Source organism: Streptomyces sp. NPDC003456 (genome assembly GCF_042878735.1).
Taxonomy (GTDB): Bacteria; Actinomycetota; Actinomycetes; order Streptomycetales; family Streptomycetaceae; genus Streptomyces.
In genome coordinates this window covers 294,027-307,973 of sequence record NZ_JBIAOK010000006.1, presented here as the reverse complement: position 1 = coordinate 307,973, position 13,947 = coordinate 294,027, and the positions used below count along the sequence as shown (strand labels likewise).

The following is a 13,947-nucleotide window of genomic DNA, read 5'->3' as shown; positions in this document are numbered from 1 at the left end:
CCGGCCCCTTCCGTTGGTGCGGGTGGGTTGCCCGAATCCTCCCTCAAGGACGGGGTGGGGCGGGGGAAGGTTGCCGTGCATCGACCCGGGCGAGGAACGCGGCCAGCGCGCGGTCGAACTCCTCGGGCCGTTCCAGGTTGGGCAGGTGGGCCGCGCCCTCGACGACGTGGAGCGTGGAGTCGGGCAGGGCCGCGTGCAGGGCCCGGGCGCCGGAGACGGGCGTGTAGGTGTCGTCGGCGCCCACCACGACCAGGGCGGGGACGCGCACGCGCGGCAGCAGGGCCGTGTGGTCGCGGCGCCGGGCGCGGGCGCGCAGGGCCGCTGCGGCCGCCTGCGGCGAGGTGCCCGTCATCATGGCGTGGACGTGCGCCTTGACCCGGGCGGACGCGTACGGCGCGACCATGCGCTCCAGGACCTCGTCGGCGTATCCGCCGAGGCCCTCGGCCAGGAGGCGGTCGGCCATGGCGTCGCGGGCGCGCACGCCCTGCGGCGTCTCCGCCGCCGGGGAGGTGTCCGCGAGGACCAGGCCCCTCAGGCGCTCGGGGAACAGGCGGTAGCAGTCCAGGACGATCTGGCCGCCCATCGACAGGCCCGCCAGGACGCAGGAGTCCACGGCCAGCTCGTCCAGCAGGGCCTCGATGTCCCGGGCGAACGCGGAGAAGTCGGTGAGGGGCGGCCCGGCCGGGGAGGCGCCGTAGCCGCGCAGGTCGGGGGCGACGACGCGGCGGCCCGGGGAGAACGCCTCGATCTGCGGGGACCACATCGAGCGGTCGAAGGGGTGGCCGTGGACGAGGACCAGGGGAACCGGGGTGGCGTGCGGCGGCCGGGAGGAGGCGGACCCCGATGTGGGGCCTTTGTCCTCGTATGCGAGGAAGGGTGCCATGCGACGACCCTAGGCGGCCCAACTACTCGGTGCAATGAGATCTTTGCTCTCGGTGCAATCCACAGGGGGACGGACGATGGGTGACTACCGGCGGATCGCCGACCGGATCGCCGACGACATCGCCGAAGGGCGGCTCACGCCGGGCCAACGGCTGCCGCCGCAGCGGGTGTTCGCCCGGCGCAGGGGCATCGCCTCGTCGACCGCGGGCCGCGTCTACGCGGAACTGGTCCGCCGGGGGCTGGTCGTCGGCGAGGTCGGGCGCGGCACGTTCGTGCGGGCCGCCCCGCCCCGGCCGGGCGGGCAGGCGCTGGTGGAGGCCGGAGCGGCCGCCGCGTCCGTCAACCTGGAGCTGAACTACCCGTCCGTACCGGGGCAGCCCGAGCTGCTCGCCCCCGTGCTCGCACCCCTGCTGCGGCCCGACGTGCTGGCCGAGGCGCTGTCGCCTGCGGCCGCCACCGGTACCCCGGAGGCGCGCCGGGCCGCGGCCGCCCTGCTCACCACCCCGGACTGGCGGCCCGCCCCGGAGCGGCTGCTGTTCACCGGCAACGCCCGGCAGGCCATCGCCGCCGCCCTGGCCTCCCTGGTCCGGCCGGGCGGCCGGGTCGGCGTGGAGCAGTTGACGTATCCGCTGGTCAAGGAGATCGCGGGGCGGCTCGGCATCACGCTGGTGCCGCTCGCCGGGGACGCGGCGGGACTGCTGCCGGAGGCCGTCGCCGCCGCGCACCGCTCGGCGCCGCTGTCCGCCCTCTACGTGCAGCCCACGCTGCACAATCCGACGTCCCTCACCACGGGCCGCCCGCGGCTGCTGCAACTGGCCGAGGCGGTCCGGCACTTGGAGCTTCCGGTGGTGGAGGACCGCATCTGGTCCTTCCTCCGGGAGCCCGGTGACGTGCTGGCCGTGCACGCCCCGGCCCTCACCCATGTCGTCGACGGCCTGTCCAAGCGGGTCGCCCCGGGGCTGACGGCCGGTTTCCTCGTCGTGCCGCCGCACCGGGTGCCCGCCGTGGCCGACGCGGTGCGCTCGGGCGGCTGGAGCGCCGGCCGCTTCGCGCTGGAGGCGGCCGTGCGCTGGGTCGCGGAGGGCACCGTGGCACGGCTGGTGGCGGACAAGCGGGCCCAGGCGGCGCGCCGGCAGCGCATCCTCGCCGAGGAGCTCGCCGGCTTCGCCGTGCGGTCCGCCGCGACCTCCTGCTTCGCCTGGTGGGAGCTGCCCGGGCCGTGGCGCGCCGACACCTTCACGGCCGCCGCGGCGGCGCGGGGCATCGCCGTCACACCCGGGACGGCCTTCGCCGTCGCCCCGGGGCACACCCCCGACGCCGTCAGACTCGGCCTCGCATCGGCCGCGGAGCCGGATCTGCGACGGGCGCTGCGGACGCTCGCGCGGCTCGCCGGGCAGCGCGGCGGGGACCGTAGCGGCCTGTGAGCCAGGCGGCGAGCGCCACCGCCAGACCGAGGGCGCACAGCAGCCAGGACACCGTGCGCAGGGTGGCCGTCAGGGCGTCGTAGACCGCGCCGGCCGCCGGGCGGTGGAGGGGGTCGGGCAGGTCGGCGAGGGTCAGGCGGCGGCCCACCGCCACCGCGACGACGAGCAGAGCGCCGCCCAGGGCCGTACCGAGGCCGAGGGCGGTCACCGCGCGGCGGCGGCAGCCGGCCAGGGCGATCCCGGCGACGGCGAGGACGGCGGCGGCGAGCGGCAGCCAGAGGGCGGCGGTCTCCAGCACCTGGTACCCCGTGCGCAGCCGGTCCGCCTCCTCGGCCGGCAGCAGCGCGATCCGCGTGTGCGTGACCGGGATGCGGCGGGCGAACGGCACGTGGTCCTCGGTGAGTTGCTGCTTGACGCGGGCGATGACGGGGGCCGGGTCGACGGTGACGGGGGCGCCGTGCGCGCCGTCGTCGCGCAGGGCGCGCACCACGGCGTCGTGGACGGTCCGGTTCCCCGCGTCCCAGGCCGCGCGGAAGGTCTCGGTACGGGTGAAGGAACGGGCCGCGTCGTGCACGAAGGGCGCGACCGCGCCCCGCAGGGACGTGCCGTCGAGCTCGTGGGCGGTCTCGCGCAGGACGCCGTCCCCGAGGGCGTCGGCCACCGCGAGCCGCACGGCCGGGTCGGCGGACAGGGGGGCCATCGCACGGACGTAGCGGCCGGTGTCGGTCAGGCCGTGGGCCGCCCAGGACGCGACCGCGCCGAGCGGCAGGAGCAGGCACGCGAGGAGGAGCGCAACGGCCGACAGGGCGTTCCGCAGGCGGGAGGGCGCCTGCGCGGCGGCGGGCGCCCTGTGGGGCTCGGGCACCCTTCCAGGCAAGGCGCCCCCGGAGCGGCCCGCGACCGCTGCACCGGCGCCCCGCCCCGTCCGCGGCGCCGGAATCCGCCCCCACCTGCGCGGACGGCCAGCGGGCACGCGGCCGCCGGGCGCACCCGAACGGGTGGCCCGGCGGCGGGCCGGCGCGTGGCCGGTGCGGCGGCGGTGCGGCGGAGGGTGCCGTTCCCCGGGGGGCGGGCCGGGGAGCGGGCCGCGGTGGGAGGGACCCGGGTCGAGCGGGGGCGCGAGACCCGCGATGCGGGTGGGCGCGGTGCGGGTGGGCGCGGCCGCTCCGGCGACGGCGACGCGCCGGAGGCCGCACGGGTGGAGGTGCTGTCGCGCGGGTGGAGGTGCGGGCCGGTGCCCGCCGTCCCGGACCGGCCGCGGGCGGCACACGACGACCACGGTGCCCACGGGCCCCGGCGCGGCCGGTGTCAGGCGCGGTCGAGGCCCATCGGGTCCTCGCGGCTGTAGAAGCGGTAGAAGTTGATCAGCAGGATGCCCGCCCCGGTCACCAGCCCCACTCCGGCGGAGCTGTACACGGACAGGTTGCTCTGGCTGACGAGGAAGCCGGCCGCGCAGCCGGCGAACACGCCCCAGGCCAAGGCGTGCGGGCCGCGCCCGAGCCGCGGTGACAGACGCCAGAGAACGGCGAACACCACGGCGAAGACCAGTGCCGTGACGAAGCCGAACAGCACGTTCCAGCCGGTGATGGGCCCGCCGAAGCGCCGGTTTGTCGCGGCCCAGAGCCCGTAGATCAGCCCCAGGGCGACGGGCAGCGCCACGTTCACGGCGGAGTGGGTACGGGCGCTGAACACGTCCGGCCTGCGCCGCTGCCGGGCCATCCTGCGCGGAGCGGGTGCCGCATGAGCCATGAGAGCTCTCCTCTCTGTCCCTGCCCCTGCTCTCCAGGGCACACCGGTGGGCCGCCCCGGGCAAGTCGGCGGCCCGGGGCGGGCGGGATGCGGCCGGTGCGGGCCCGTGATTCGCTGATCCGGTGAGCCGCCAGCGCACGAGGCACGGCCCGTTCGACCGGTACGGCCGGGCCGGCCGCGGGGACGTCGTGCGACGGCAGGAGCTGCTGCGGATCCGGGGGCGCAGCGTGGCCTGGGTGCCGCCGCTGCTGCTGCTCGTCGCCATCCTCGTCGGCGACTGGAACACCACCGGCGACTTCCGCATGATCTCGTGGATCGTGCTGGTGCCGGGCATCGCCGCCGCGCTCTGCGGGGTGTGGGGCACGGCCGTGTTCGCGCTGCTCTCCCTGGTCGTCTACGTCCTGGCCGACGGTGCCTGGCCGCACGAGTACCAGGCCGGGCTCGCCGACTTCGTCCTCGTGGCCATCGGCGGCACCCTCGCTGTCCTGGCCTGCGTCGTCCGGGTGCGCGACGAGCACCGCGCGCTGCACATGGGCGACGTCACCGACACCATCCGCCGCACGGTGCTGCGCCCGCTGCCACCGGGCTGGGGCGGGCTCGACCACGCCGGCGTCTACCTCACCGCCGACGCCCACGCCCGCGTCGGCGGCGACTTCTACGACATCCAGCCCGGCCCGCACGGCACCCGTGTGCTGCTCGGCGACGTGCAGGGCAAGGGGCTGGGGGCGGTGGAGGCGGCGGCCGCGCTGCTCGGCACGTTCCGGGAGGCCGCCTACCACGAGGCGGATCTGGTGACGGTCGCCGAGCGGCTGGAGACGCGGATGCTCCGGCACCGCCGGCACACGGTCGCCCTGGGCCGCTCCGACGGCGACCGGTTCGCCACGGCCGTCCTGCTCGGCTTCCCGGACGACGACGCCGAGGCGGTGGACCTCATGCTGTTCGGCCACGAGGCGCCGCTCGCCGTCGAACCGGGAGGGGTCCGCCGGCTGGCGGCCCCGCCCGGGCTGCCGCTGGGCATGCGGGAGCTGGCGCCGGGCCGGCCCCGGGTGCGGCGGGTGCCGGTCGCCGCCGGGGAGACGCTGCTGCTGGTGACGGACGGGGTGACCGAGGCCCGCGACGGCACCGGGGCGTTCTATCCGCTCGCCGATGCGGTGGCCCGCGCCGTCGCCCGGGACCCCGGCGTCGCCGAGCCCGCCCGGCTCGCCGCGTTCGTCCGCGACGGCACGCTCCGGCACTGCGGCGGCCACCTGGCGGACGACACCACGATCTTCGCCCTGCACCGCCACGGTGGACGTCGTGGTGCCTCGGGAGACGGACGTTCGCGGGCCTGACGCCCCCCGGGGCCGCCGTAGCGGTTACCGTGCTGCCGTAGCCGATCGACGCGAGGGGGAGGGACGATGCCCGGGACCGTGCTGCTGCTGGCGGCCTCGCCGGTGGGCCGGGGGCGTCTGGTCGACGCCGCGTCCGTCCTGCCCGTCCTCGCGGCCGTCCCGCCCGCCGTGCTCGCCGGCACGGACACCGCCAACGTCGTCGAACTCGCCGACCCGCTGGAACCGCAGGCCGTCCTCACCCGGCTGCGCGCCGCCGCGGCGGCCCCGGGCCCGCTCACCGTGTACGTCGCCGGCCAGCTCCAGCTCGACCGCCGCCAGCGCCTGCCCCACCTGGCGCTGGCCCGCACCACCGCCTCCACCGCCCGCTACACGGCGTTCCCCTGGCACTGGTTCCGCGAGGAGCTGCGGCTGCGGCCGGCCGGCGCCACCACCCTCCTCGTGGACCTGCACGCCGACGCCGAGACCTGGGAGCTGCTGCGCACCACCCCGCTGGACTCGGGGCGCGGCAACGCCGTGCACGGCCGTATCGCGCCGCCGCCGTCCCGCCGTACGCTCGCGGCACCCACGTACATGAAGGCCGTCGCGACGATCCTGCGCAGCGGATTCCGGCCGCCCGCCGGGCAGTTGCACGAGCAGGCGCTGGCCCGGATCGCGCCCGAGAGCGCGGGCCGGGACCTCGTGGTGAGCACGCCCGGCCCGACGGGCGGGGACCCGCACGCCGCCCTCGCCGCCGCCGTGCAGGCCGGCCGGCACGCCGACGCCGACGCGCTGGCCGCCCGCCACGAGCAGGCCGCCGTCGCCGCGCACGGCCCCGCCTCCGAGGAGGCCCTGCACTGGGCCGAGGTCCGGGCCGACCTGGCCATGCTCGCCGGGGACGCCGCCCGCAGCTGCCGCACCTGGCTGACCGTCGCCACCACGCGCCTGAACGCCGGGCAGGCACCCGACGCACCCGCGGTGGAGTCCGCCGCGGACCGCGCCCACCACCAGTGGGGCCGGATCCGCGACACCGTCCACGCCCGGGAACTGGGCGCCGCCCTGGCCGTGTTGCGCAGCCGGGTACCGGGCAGGCGCGAGGGGGCGCTCGACCATGTGCAGCGCCAGCTCAGGCAGTTGCAGACCCAGCCCTGAGCATCCCCGCGCCGTGCGCGCGGCGTGCAGGGGGCGTGCGGCCACCTGCCGGGGGCACGTCACGGGTCTGCCGCCGGGGCCGGGTCGGGTGTCATGATGGCGGGATGACAGAGGGGGACCGAGTGGCTGTCTTAGGCGTACGCGTCCGGCTGGGTGCCGGCGCGACCATGGAGGACGTCAGAGCCCTGCGGGCGTGGCTGGAGCGGGACGAGCCGCTGCAGGAGCTGCTGTCCGGAGGGCACCTGCGCATCGAGGAGCGGACCACGGCCGACGGGCCGAAGGGACGCCTCGGGCCGGACGTCGAACTCGTCCTCCAGCTGCTCGGCGACGTCGCCACGATCGCGGCGCTGACCGAGTACACCGCCCGCGCGGTGAAGACCTGGAAGAACAACCGCCGCAGGCTCCAGGGCGGCGAACCCGATTCGGACATCCGCCCGTTGGGACCCGACGGGGAGTAGCCGGGTGAGCCGCTTCGACCCGCGCGGCAGAGCGAACCGGGCGCTGCTGGTCGGCGTGTCCGAGTACGACCACACGGCACCCGACCCCCAGGGGGTCAGCGGACAGCTGCCCGCCGTGCGGCACAACCGGAAGGTGATGGAGGACGCCCTGCACCGGGGCGGGGTCTTCCGCGCGGGCGAGATACGGGTGCTGGCGTCCCCGGCGCCGGACGACTTCACCGGCGAGCTGCGCCGCGCCGTCCGCGAGACCGACGGCGTGCTGCTGCTCTACTTCGCCGGGCACGCCGTCGTCACCGACACCTCCGTGCACAAGCTGCACCTGCAGATGCGCACCGCGCGGATGGTCGCGGGCGAGGAGCTGCCCGGCGCGGTGAGCTTCGCGGGCGTGCTGGGCGAACTGTGCGCCCCGGAGAGCCGCCCCGAGAGGGTGCTGGTGGTCCTCGACTGCTGCTACGCGGGTAACGCCGCCGAGATCTGGCACCGTTTCGAGTCGCCGCAGGAGCGCAAGGAGCGGGTCCTGCTGCTGATGAGCGTGCAGCCCAACCGGTACATCCTGGGCGGCGACGCCGACGGGCCGACGCCGTTCACCCACGAGGTGGCGCGCTTCCTCGACGAGGGCGGGCAGGTGTGGCTGTCCACGCTGTATCCCGCGCTGAAGCGGCGGATGGCCGCGGCGGGTTACCGGGCGGAGGACGACGACCTGCAGAAGCCGCAGGCCCTGGCCCCGCCCTGGAACCCGGACGCCGACGTGCTCCTGGCGGCCGGCCCGCCCCCGGCCCTCCCGGTACCGGACCCCGGCCCGGGCACCGACCGGTCCCCCGGGCCCTCACCGGTACCGGATCCCGGCCCCGGCCCTGGACCCGGCCGGTCACCCGGGCCCTCACCGGGACCTGGTCCCGGCCCCGGCCCGAATCCCGGCCCGGATCCCCGCGGGTCGCGGCTCGTCAGGGCTGCCCGGGCCCTCGCCGGCCGCCTGGGCTCCGGCGCGCTCACCCTGCTGCTGGCCCTGCTCGCCACCGGCGCCGGCGGCTACGGCCTCTACTCCCTGATCGCCGGCTCCGAACCCTGCGGTCCCGCCCTGGAGTTGCGGCTGCTGGTCGACCCCGACCTGGAACCGGGGATCAACGCCGTCCGCGACGCCTTCCTCGCCTCCGGCGCCAACCGCACCGGCGAGGGGTGCCGGCGCAGCGGCATCACGGTCTACAGCGCGGCCGCCGCCGACGTGGTGACCGCGCTCGGGGAGCGGACCGACGCCTGGCAGAAGCCGCGCGAGGACGTCAACCCGCAGCGGGACATCGGCCCGCAGCCGGACGTGTGGATCCCCGCCACCCGCGCCACCGCCCAGCGGGCCGTCGTCTCCGCCGCGCGCCAGGACCGCGTCTTCGCCGAACTGGAGCCCGACACCGAGCCGTTCGCGTATTCGCCGGTCGTGCTGGCCGTGCCGGACGGACTCGGCAGGGGTGTCGAACGGACCGGGCGGTCGCTGACCGACCTGGTCGGCGCCCTGGAGAAGGCGGACCCGGCGGCCGAACTGCACCGCCCGGACCCGGACGTCACCGACGCGGCCCTGCTGGCGACGGTCGGCCTGTACGGCGAGGACACCCCCGCCCGGGACGCCGAGCGCCTGCTCACGCGCGCCGGGCGCCCCCAGCCGTCGGCCGTGCGGCTGCTGTGCACGCTGCCGGACACCGACGCCGTGGACAACCGCGGCGCCGCCCTGGTGCCGGAGTTCCTGCTGGACAGCGGCGTCGGCTGCGACTCGGCCACCCGCGTCGCGCGCACCGCCGCCTACCCCGCCGACGTGCCCCCGCTGGAACCGACGTTCGTGCGGGTGCGCTGGGAGGACGGCGACCGGGACGCGGACGCCCGGGACGACGCGGTGCGCCGCTTCCGCGCCTGGCTGACCGGCCCGGAGGGCCGGGCCGTACTCGGCGAGCAGGGCTTCCGCTCGCCCTCCGGCGCCCACGCCCTGCTCGCCGGCGGACGGGTCCCGGACGGGTTCACCGCGTCCGTCCGCCCCGTGCAGCCCGTCGAGGCGGCGGCGATGGACCTGACCCTGGAGCGCTACCGCCGGGCCCACGGGGACGGCCGGGTCCTGTACCTGCTCGACAGCTCCGGCTCGATGGCCCGCGTCTGGAAGGGCACCAGCGGCGGCCCCGGCATCCTCCGGCAGACGCTGCCGGGGCTCGGCGGCGAGGACGAGTACGGCGTGTGGGCGGTGCACGGCACCGGCCGGAGCACCCACACCCAGGTGCTCCGCTTCGGCCCGCACGCCCGCACCGAGGCCGAGGACAAGCTCGCCGGGGCGCGCTGGCGGGACGCCGAGGCGGACCCGGCCGCGGCCCTGAAGGACGCCCTGGAGTTCATGCGCGAGCGGGGCCGCGGCGACGACCGTCCGCAGCTCATCGTGTACCTGAGCGACGGCGAGGACGACGAGCGGCTGTCCGGCAAGGCCCTCGCCGAGGTCGAGAAGCAGGCCGGCACGGCGGGCGTCCCGGTGGTGATGGCGTCCCTGAACAGCTGGGGCTGCGACCGGGACCGCCCCGCGCGCCGGATCGCCGACGCCGCACGGGGCAGCTGCCTGGACACCGGCGACGACCTGGTGGCCCTGCTGCACGACGAGGTGTCCCGCATCGGATCGGGGGAGGAATGATGGCCCGCCGCGTGACGGCCGCCGCACTGTCCCTGCTGGCGCTGGCCGCGCTCGCCTCCTGCACCGGCGGCGGTCCGCAGGAGCAGCCGCCGGACAGCGACCCGCCCCGCATCGTGGTGGCCAGCGGGCAGGACGTCACCGGCAAGAACGGCATCCGCCAGCAGCTCATCGACGTGTGGAACGCCCGCCAGGGCGAGCACGGCTACCGGGCCCGGCTGGTCGAACTCCCCGGCTCCGCCGACCAGCAGCGCAGCCAGCTGCTCGGCGCGCTGCAGTCGGGCAGCGCCGAGTACGACGTGGTGAACCTGGACGTGACGTGGATCCCCGAGTTCGCCGCCGCCGGAGTGATCCGCCCGCTGACCGGCGCGGCCGTCGCCTCGCCCGGCGACATCATCGCGTCCGTCGACAGCACGGCCCACTGGGACGGCAAGCGGTACGCGGTGCCCTTCAACAGCGACGTCGGGCTGCTCTACTACCGCAAGGACCGGCTGCGGGAGATCGGCGCCTCGCGGACCGACCTGAGCGCCGGGGTCACCTGGGACGAGATACGGGAGTGGATCAACGCCCGGCCCCCGGACCCCGGCCCCGAGTACCTCGATGACGGCTGGACCACCCAGCTCGCCCCTTACGAGGGCCGCACCGTCAACGCGATCGAGGCGTTCGCCTCGGCCGTGCCGGACTTCGCGCTCACCGACGACCGGGGCCGCTACGCCGCCGACGCGGACGAGCTGACGGCCGGCGTGACCGGGCTGCGCGAGCGCACCGCGCGTCCCTACACGCTGGAGGAGGCCGCCGAGTCCCGGGAGGCCGAGTCCCTCAGCGCCTTCACCGAGGGCCGCGCGACGTTCCTGCGGCACTGGCCCTACGTCTATCCGGCCCTGCGCGAGACGTTCGGCGACGACCTCGGCGTGACGCAGTTGCCCGGCAAGGCGGTGCTCGGCGGACAGAACCTCGCCGTCGCCTCCTCGGCGTCCGAGCGGCGGGCCGAGAAGGCCGCCGAACTCATCGCGTTCCTCACCGACCCCGACAGCGAACGCTGCCTGCTGCGCGCCGGGTTCGCCGCGACCCGCACCTCCGCCTACCGGGACGCCGGCTCCGCGCCGGAGTGCCGGCACGTCGCCGCCTACGCGGAGACGCCGTCGGCCTCCCCCGGCGGCCGGAGTGCCGAGCGGACGGTGCCCGACCTGTTCCCCGCCGGGGGAAGCTACTTCCGCCACGTCCTGCGGCCGGCGCTCCAGGAGGCCGTCCACCGTCCCCGCACTCCTCTGTACGGGGCGGTGACCCAGACCCTCATCACGGGCCTGGACCCCCTGTACGACCGCACGAAGGACCGACCCTCCGACGCGGAGATAGGACGCCGGCTCGACGAGGCCCTGCGCGACGTCCTGCCGGACTGACTTATCCGATTCGTGCCACCTGTGCGGAGCCGGACGATTACGCTCGGCGACGGAACGACAGGAGCGCCGCAGGGCGTTCGGACCCGGGGGTGACCGCCGTATGGCCAACGTCCGCCGACTCGACCCCACCGCGTCGCCGCTGGACTACTTCGGCTCCGAACTGCGCCGCTGCCGCGAGGCCGCGGGGCTGTCGCAGAAGGAGCTGGGCGACTGCATCTACTGCACGGGCTCGCTGGTGGGCCAGATCGAAACCGCCCACAAGGTCCCGACGAGGGAGTTCGCGGAACGCGCGGACGCGGCCTTCATGACCGACGGCTGCTTCTCGCGGTTGGTGGGGCTGGTGCTGCGGAGCCAGTTGCCCACGTGGTTCCAGCCGTTCGTAGAGCTGGAGACGCGTGCGTCGTACATCTCGACCTATCAATGCCAGTTGGTCTACGGACTGTTCCAGACCCAGGCTTATGCACGGGCCGTTCTGGGTGTCGAGCAGGCGGACAAGCTGGACGAGATGGTGGCGGCCCGCATGGATCGACAGCTCGTCCTCCAGCGGGACCGGCCGCCGGCGCTCTGGGCGGTGCTGGACGAGGCTGTGCTGTACCGGGAGATCGGTGGGCGCGAAGTGATGCGCGAGCAACTGGCGAGACTGCTGGGTTTCTTCGGCCGGCCGTGGACGCACATCCAGGTGCTGCCGTTCGCTGCCGGGCAGCACGCGGCGATGATGGGCTCGTACACCCTCCTCCGGTTCGACAGCAACCCTGATATCCACTACGCCGAGAGCTACGACCAGGGCCATATGACGGCCAATCCTGAGGTCATCAGGGAGCGTTCGGTCGGTTACGCTCGCCTGCAAGCCGAGGCCCTCTCCGAGAGGGAGTCGGCGGCTCTGATCGCTCGCGTGATGGAGGAACGGTATGGGGAACAGCCTGGATCTGACGCGCGTGCAGTGGCGTAGGTCGACGTACAGCGGAAGCAGCGGCGGCGAATGCGTGGAGGTCGCCGAACTCCGTTCTGTCATTGCCGTTCGGGACTCCAAGAACCCCGGCGGCGGGGTTCTCGGCCTGTCACCGGAGGCCTATGCCGCCTTCGTCGCTCACGTCGCTGCGGAGTGACGGCTGGGGGTGGTGCTCCCCCGCCCGCGCCGGGCCCGCGTTCGCGGCCAGCAGCAGCGTGGCCACGGCGACGAGCGCGGCGGTGAAGCCTCGGGCGTACCGCTCGGCGGTGCGTGTGCGTTCGAGCACGGCGACCTCGCAACTGGGGCGGCTCTCTACGACGGCGACGTATTAAGCATGTTCAACAATTCTGCTTAACACTCCGTTTAACCTAGGGGCTGTTCCGGCCGAACGGCAAGAGGCACAAGGGGAGTTGGCGTGGGGGAGCGTGACGACCCGGGGACCATCGGTCGCCGGGTGCAGCGGTTGCGTGTGGAGCGCGGCCTGACCCAGCGGCAGCTGGCGGAGCCCGTGTACACGCCCGCGTACATCTCCACCCTGGAGTCCGGCCGGGTCCGGCCCTCCGACGACGCCCTGCGGCATCTCGCCGGCCGGCTCGGTGTCGCGTTCGACGAACTCGCCACCGGGCACTCCGCCCGGCTCGTGACCGAACTGCGGCTGCGGCTGACCGAGGCGCAGCGGACCCTCGCCCTGGGCGAGGCCGAGGCGGCGGCCGAGCTGTACACCGGGCTGCTGGCCGAGGCCGAGACGCACGGCCTGGCGGCCGAGCAGTCGGACGCGCTGCTCGGTCTCGGCGAGTGCGCCCTGGAGACGGGCGAACTGGTCACCGGCCGGGAGTACTTCGAACGGGCCGAAGCCTGCCTGGCCGGGGCCCCGCTGCCCGCCCGCGTACCGGCCCTGCGCGGCCGGGCCGTCGCGCACTACCTCGCCGGCGAACTGCGCTACGCCGTCTACCTGCTGGAGACGGCCCTGGACGAGCTGAACCGCGGCGGCCTGCACGACCCGGACGCCCTGCTGCTGCTCTACGCGAGCGCCATCGGCCCGTACATGGACATGGGCGCGCACGCCCGGGCCGCCCAGGCGGCCGAACTCGCCCTGGCGCTCGCCCCCCAGTCCGGCGACCCGGCCCTGGTCGCCCGCATGCACCGGTCGGTGGCGCGCACCCTGGTGGCCGAGGGCCGCCTGGCGGAGGCCGACGCCTCCCTGGCCAAGGCCGCCGAGTTGTACCGGGGTCTGCAGATCCGCACCGAACTGGCCAACTGCCACTGGATGCGCGGCTACGTCTACGCCCAGGACGGCCGGCTGGAGCGGGCGGAGGAGGAGCTGCGCGAGGCCCTCGGCATGCTGTCCGCCCGCCGCGCCGCCCTCTACAGCAGCCAGGTCGCCGTGGAACTGGCCGACGTGCTGCACCGGCGCGGCCGGTCCGCCGAGGCCGAGGCCCTGCTGCACGACGTGCTGGGGCACCTGACGTCCGAGCGCGGCGCCGTCCACTCCGCCGCCGCGCACCGGCTGCTCGGCATCATCGCCGAGGACGCCCGCCGTACCGAGGACGCCGAGGAGCACTACGTGCGCGCCCTCAGCCTGCTGGAGCGGGCGGGCGCGGCCGGCGACCTGGCCGACCTGTGCCGGCTCCTGGGGGACCTGCTGCGGCGCACCGGGCGGGTGGAGGCGGCGCTGGACGCGTACCGGACGGGACTGGGCCACCGCACGGCCCCCGGCACCACCACCCTCGGGCCCGCGCCCGCGCAGCCCCCGCTGTGAGGTGGCCGGGCGGCCCCGCGGGAGGCGGGGCGGCCCGGCCCCTCGCCACGGCCCACGCGGAGGGTTTTGCCCCACCGGCACCGGGTAGTCGGGCCGGGATCGCGGGATGGACCCACCTGCCGGGCGGCGGCGGTGGCGTACCGGCTGCCCCCGTGGGCCGCGCACAGCGGTCCGGTGCCGGGGCGGCCCGCCCGTGACCCGTCGACGGTGTGCCGCG

General features: G+C 75.8%; 13 protein-coding genes. 9 read left to right on the top strand and 4 right to left on the bottom strand.

Features of this window, described 5'->3' with window-relative positions; translation table 11 throughout:
- Nucleotides 1-43: 43 nt before the first annotated feature.
- Nucleotides 44-883, bottom strand: a complete 840-nt coding sequence (locus tag ACFYWG_RS25755; protein WP_389203847.1) for an alpha/beta fold hydrolase — start codon at nucleotides 881-883, stop codon at nucleotides 44-46.
- A 76-nt stretch (nucleotides 884-959) separates the two neighbouring features.
- On the opposite strand from ACFYWG_RS25755, the gene ACFYWG_RS25750 reads away from it, so the two are divergent.
- The gene (locus ACFYWG_RS25750; protein ID WP_389203845.1) at nucleotides 960-2,306 is read left to right on the top strand and encodes a PLP-dependent aminotransferase family protein; all 1,347 of its coding nucleotides are present in this window, start codon (nucleotides 960-962) and stop codon (nucleotides 2,304-2,306) included.
- On the opposite strand, the gene ACFYWG_RS25745 is transcribed toward ACFYWG_RS25750, so the two are convergent.
- Both ACFYWG_RS25745 and ACFYWG_RS25740 read right to left on the bottom strand, forming a co-directional pair.
- Complete coding sequence (locus ACFYWG_RS25745; RefSeq protein WP_389203843.1) at nucleotides 2,203-3,171, bottom strand: hypothetical protein; 969 nt, start codon at nucleotides 3,169-3,171, stop codon at nucleotides 2,203-2,205. The genes ACFYWG_RS25750 and ACFYWG_RS25745 overlap by 104 nt on opposite strands.
- Before the next feature lie 443 nt (nucleotides 3,172-3,614).
- Nucleotides 3,615-4,055: a hypothetical protein gene (locus tag ACFYWG_RS25740; protein ID WP_385411790.1), complete on the bottom strand. Its 441-nt coding sequence runs from the start codon at nucleotides 4,053-4,055 to the stop codon at nucleotides 3,615-3,617.
- A gap of 122 nt (nucleotides 4,056-4,177) precedes the next feature.
- Between ACFYWG_RS25740 and ACFYWG_RS25735 the strand changes: the two genes are divergently transcribed.
- From ACFYWG_RS25735 to ACFYWG_RS25705, 7 genes are all read left to right on the top strand, one after another.
- Entirely contained in the window at nucleotides 4,178-5,386 is a 1,209-nt protein-coding gene (locus ACFYWG_RS25735; protein WP_389203841.1) for a PP2C family protein-serine/threonine phosphatase, read from the top strand.
- A gap of 66 nt (nucleotides 5,387-5,452) precedes the next feature.
- Nucleotides 5,453-6,514: a hypothetical protein gene (locus ACFYWG_RS25730; RefSeq protein ID WP_389203839.1), complete on the top strand. Its 1,062-nt coding sequence runs from the start codon at nucleotides 5,453-5,455 to the stop codon at nucleotides 6,512-6,514.
- A gap of 167 nt (nucleotides 6,515-6,681) precedes the next feature.
- Complete coding sequence (locus ACFYWG_RS25725; protein WP_376326532.1) at nucleotides 6,682-6,972, top strand: hypothetical protein; 291 nt, start codon at nucleotides 6,682-6,684, stop codon at nucleotides 6,970-6,972.
- 4 nt (nucleotides 6,973-6,976) lie between these two features.
- The gene (locus ACFYWG_RS25720; protein ID WP_389203836.1) at nucleotides 6,977-9,625 is read left to right on the top strand and encodes a substrate-binding domain-containing protein; all 2,649 of its coding nucleotides are present in this window, start codon (nucleotides 6,977-6,979) and stop codon (nucleotides 9,623-9,625) included.
- Complete coding sequence (locus tag ACFYWG_RS25715; protein ID WP_383499819.1) at nucleotides 9,625-11,022, top strand: extracellular solute-binding protein; 1,398 nt, start codon at nucleotides 9,625-9,627, stop codon at nucleotides 11,020-11,022. The genes ACFYWG_RS25720 and ACFYWG_RS25715 overlap by 1 nt, the downstream gene beginning before the upstream one ends.
- Before the next feature lie 100 nt (nucleotides 11,023-11,122).
- A complete protein-coding gene (locus ACFYWG_RS25710) occupies nucleotides 11,123-11,971 on the top strand; it encodes a Scr1 family TA system antitoxin-like transcriptional regulator (protein ID WP_389203834.1) in 849 nt (282 codons plus the stop codon).
- Nucleotides 11,931-12,128: a DUF397 domain-containing protein gene (locus ACFYWG_RS25705; RefSeq protein ID WP_383499825.1), complete on the top strand. Its 198-nt coding sequence runs from the start codon at nucleotides 11,931-11,933 to the stop codon at nucleotides 12,126-12,128. Before ACFYWG_RS25710 ends, ACFYWG_RS25705 begins: the two co-directional genes overlap by 41 nt.
- Here the strand turns inward: ACFYWG_RS25705 and ACFYWG_RS25700 are convergent.
- Nucleotides 12,081-12,257 carry a hypothetical protein gene (locus ACFYWG_RS25700; RefSeq protein WP_376326542.1) on the bottom strand — a complete coding sequence of 59 codons (177 nt, stop codon included), beginning with the start codon at nucleotides 12,255-12,257 and terminating at the stop codon, nucleotides 12,081-12,083. The two genes, ACFYWG_RS25705 and ACFYWG_RS25700, sit on opposite strands and share 48 nt — an antisense overlap.
- 129 nt (nucleotides 12,258-12,386) lie before the next feature.
- On the opposite strand from ACFYWG_RS25700, the gene ACFYWG_RS25695 reads away from it, so the two are divergent.
- Nucleotides 12,387-13,730 carry a tetratricopeptide repeat protein gene (locus ACFYWG_RS25695; protein WP_383499829.1) on the top strand — a complete coding sequence of 448 codons (1,344 nt, stop codon included), beginning with the start codon at nucleotides 12,387-12,389 and terminating at the stop codon, nucleotides 13,728-13,730.
- Nucleotides 13,731-13,947 lie beyond the last annotated feature (217 nt).

Coding starts and splice junctions, on each gene's coding strand:
- ACFYWG_RS25705 (WP_383499825.1), top strand. CDS start 11,931: ATGGGGAACAGCCTGGATCTGACGCGCGTGCAGTGGCGTAGGTCGACG.
- ACFYWG_RS25715 (WP_383499819.1), top strand. CDS start 9,625: ATGGCCCGCCGCGTGACGGCCGCCGCACTGTCCCTGCTGGCGCTGGCC.
- ACFYWG_RS25730 (WP_389203839.1), top strand. CDS start 5,453: ATGCCCGGGACCGTGCTGCTGCTGGCGGCCTCGCCGGTGGGCCGGGGG.
- ACFYWG_RS25750 (WP_389203845.1), top strand. CDS start 960: ATGGGTGACTACCGGCGGATCGCCGACCGGATCGCCGACGACATCGCC.
- ACFYWG_RS25755 (WP_389203847.1), bottom strand. CDS start 883: ATGGCACCCTTCCTCGCATACGAGGACAAAGGCCCCACATCGGGGTCC.
- ACFYWG_RS25740 (WP_385411790.1), bottom strand. CDS start 4,055: ATGGCTCATGCGGCACCCGCTCCGCGCAGGATGGCCCGGCAGCGGCGC.
- ACFYWG_RS25725 (WP_376326532.1), top strand. CDS start 6,682: ATGGAGGACGTCAGAGCCCTGCGGGCGTGGCTGGAGCGGGACGAGCCG.
- ACFYWG_RS25710 (WP_389203834.1), top strand. CDS start 11,123: ATGGCCAACGTCCGCCGACTCGACCCCACCGCGTCGCCGCTGGACTAC.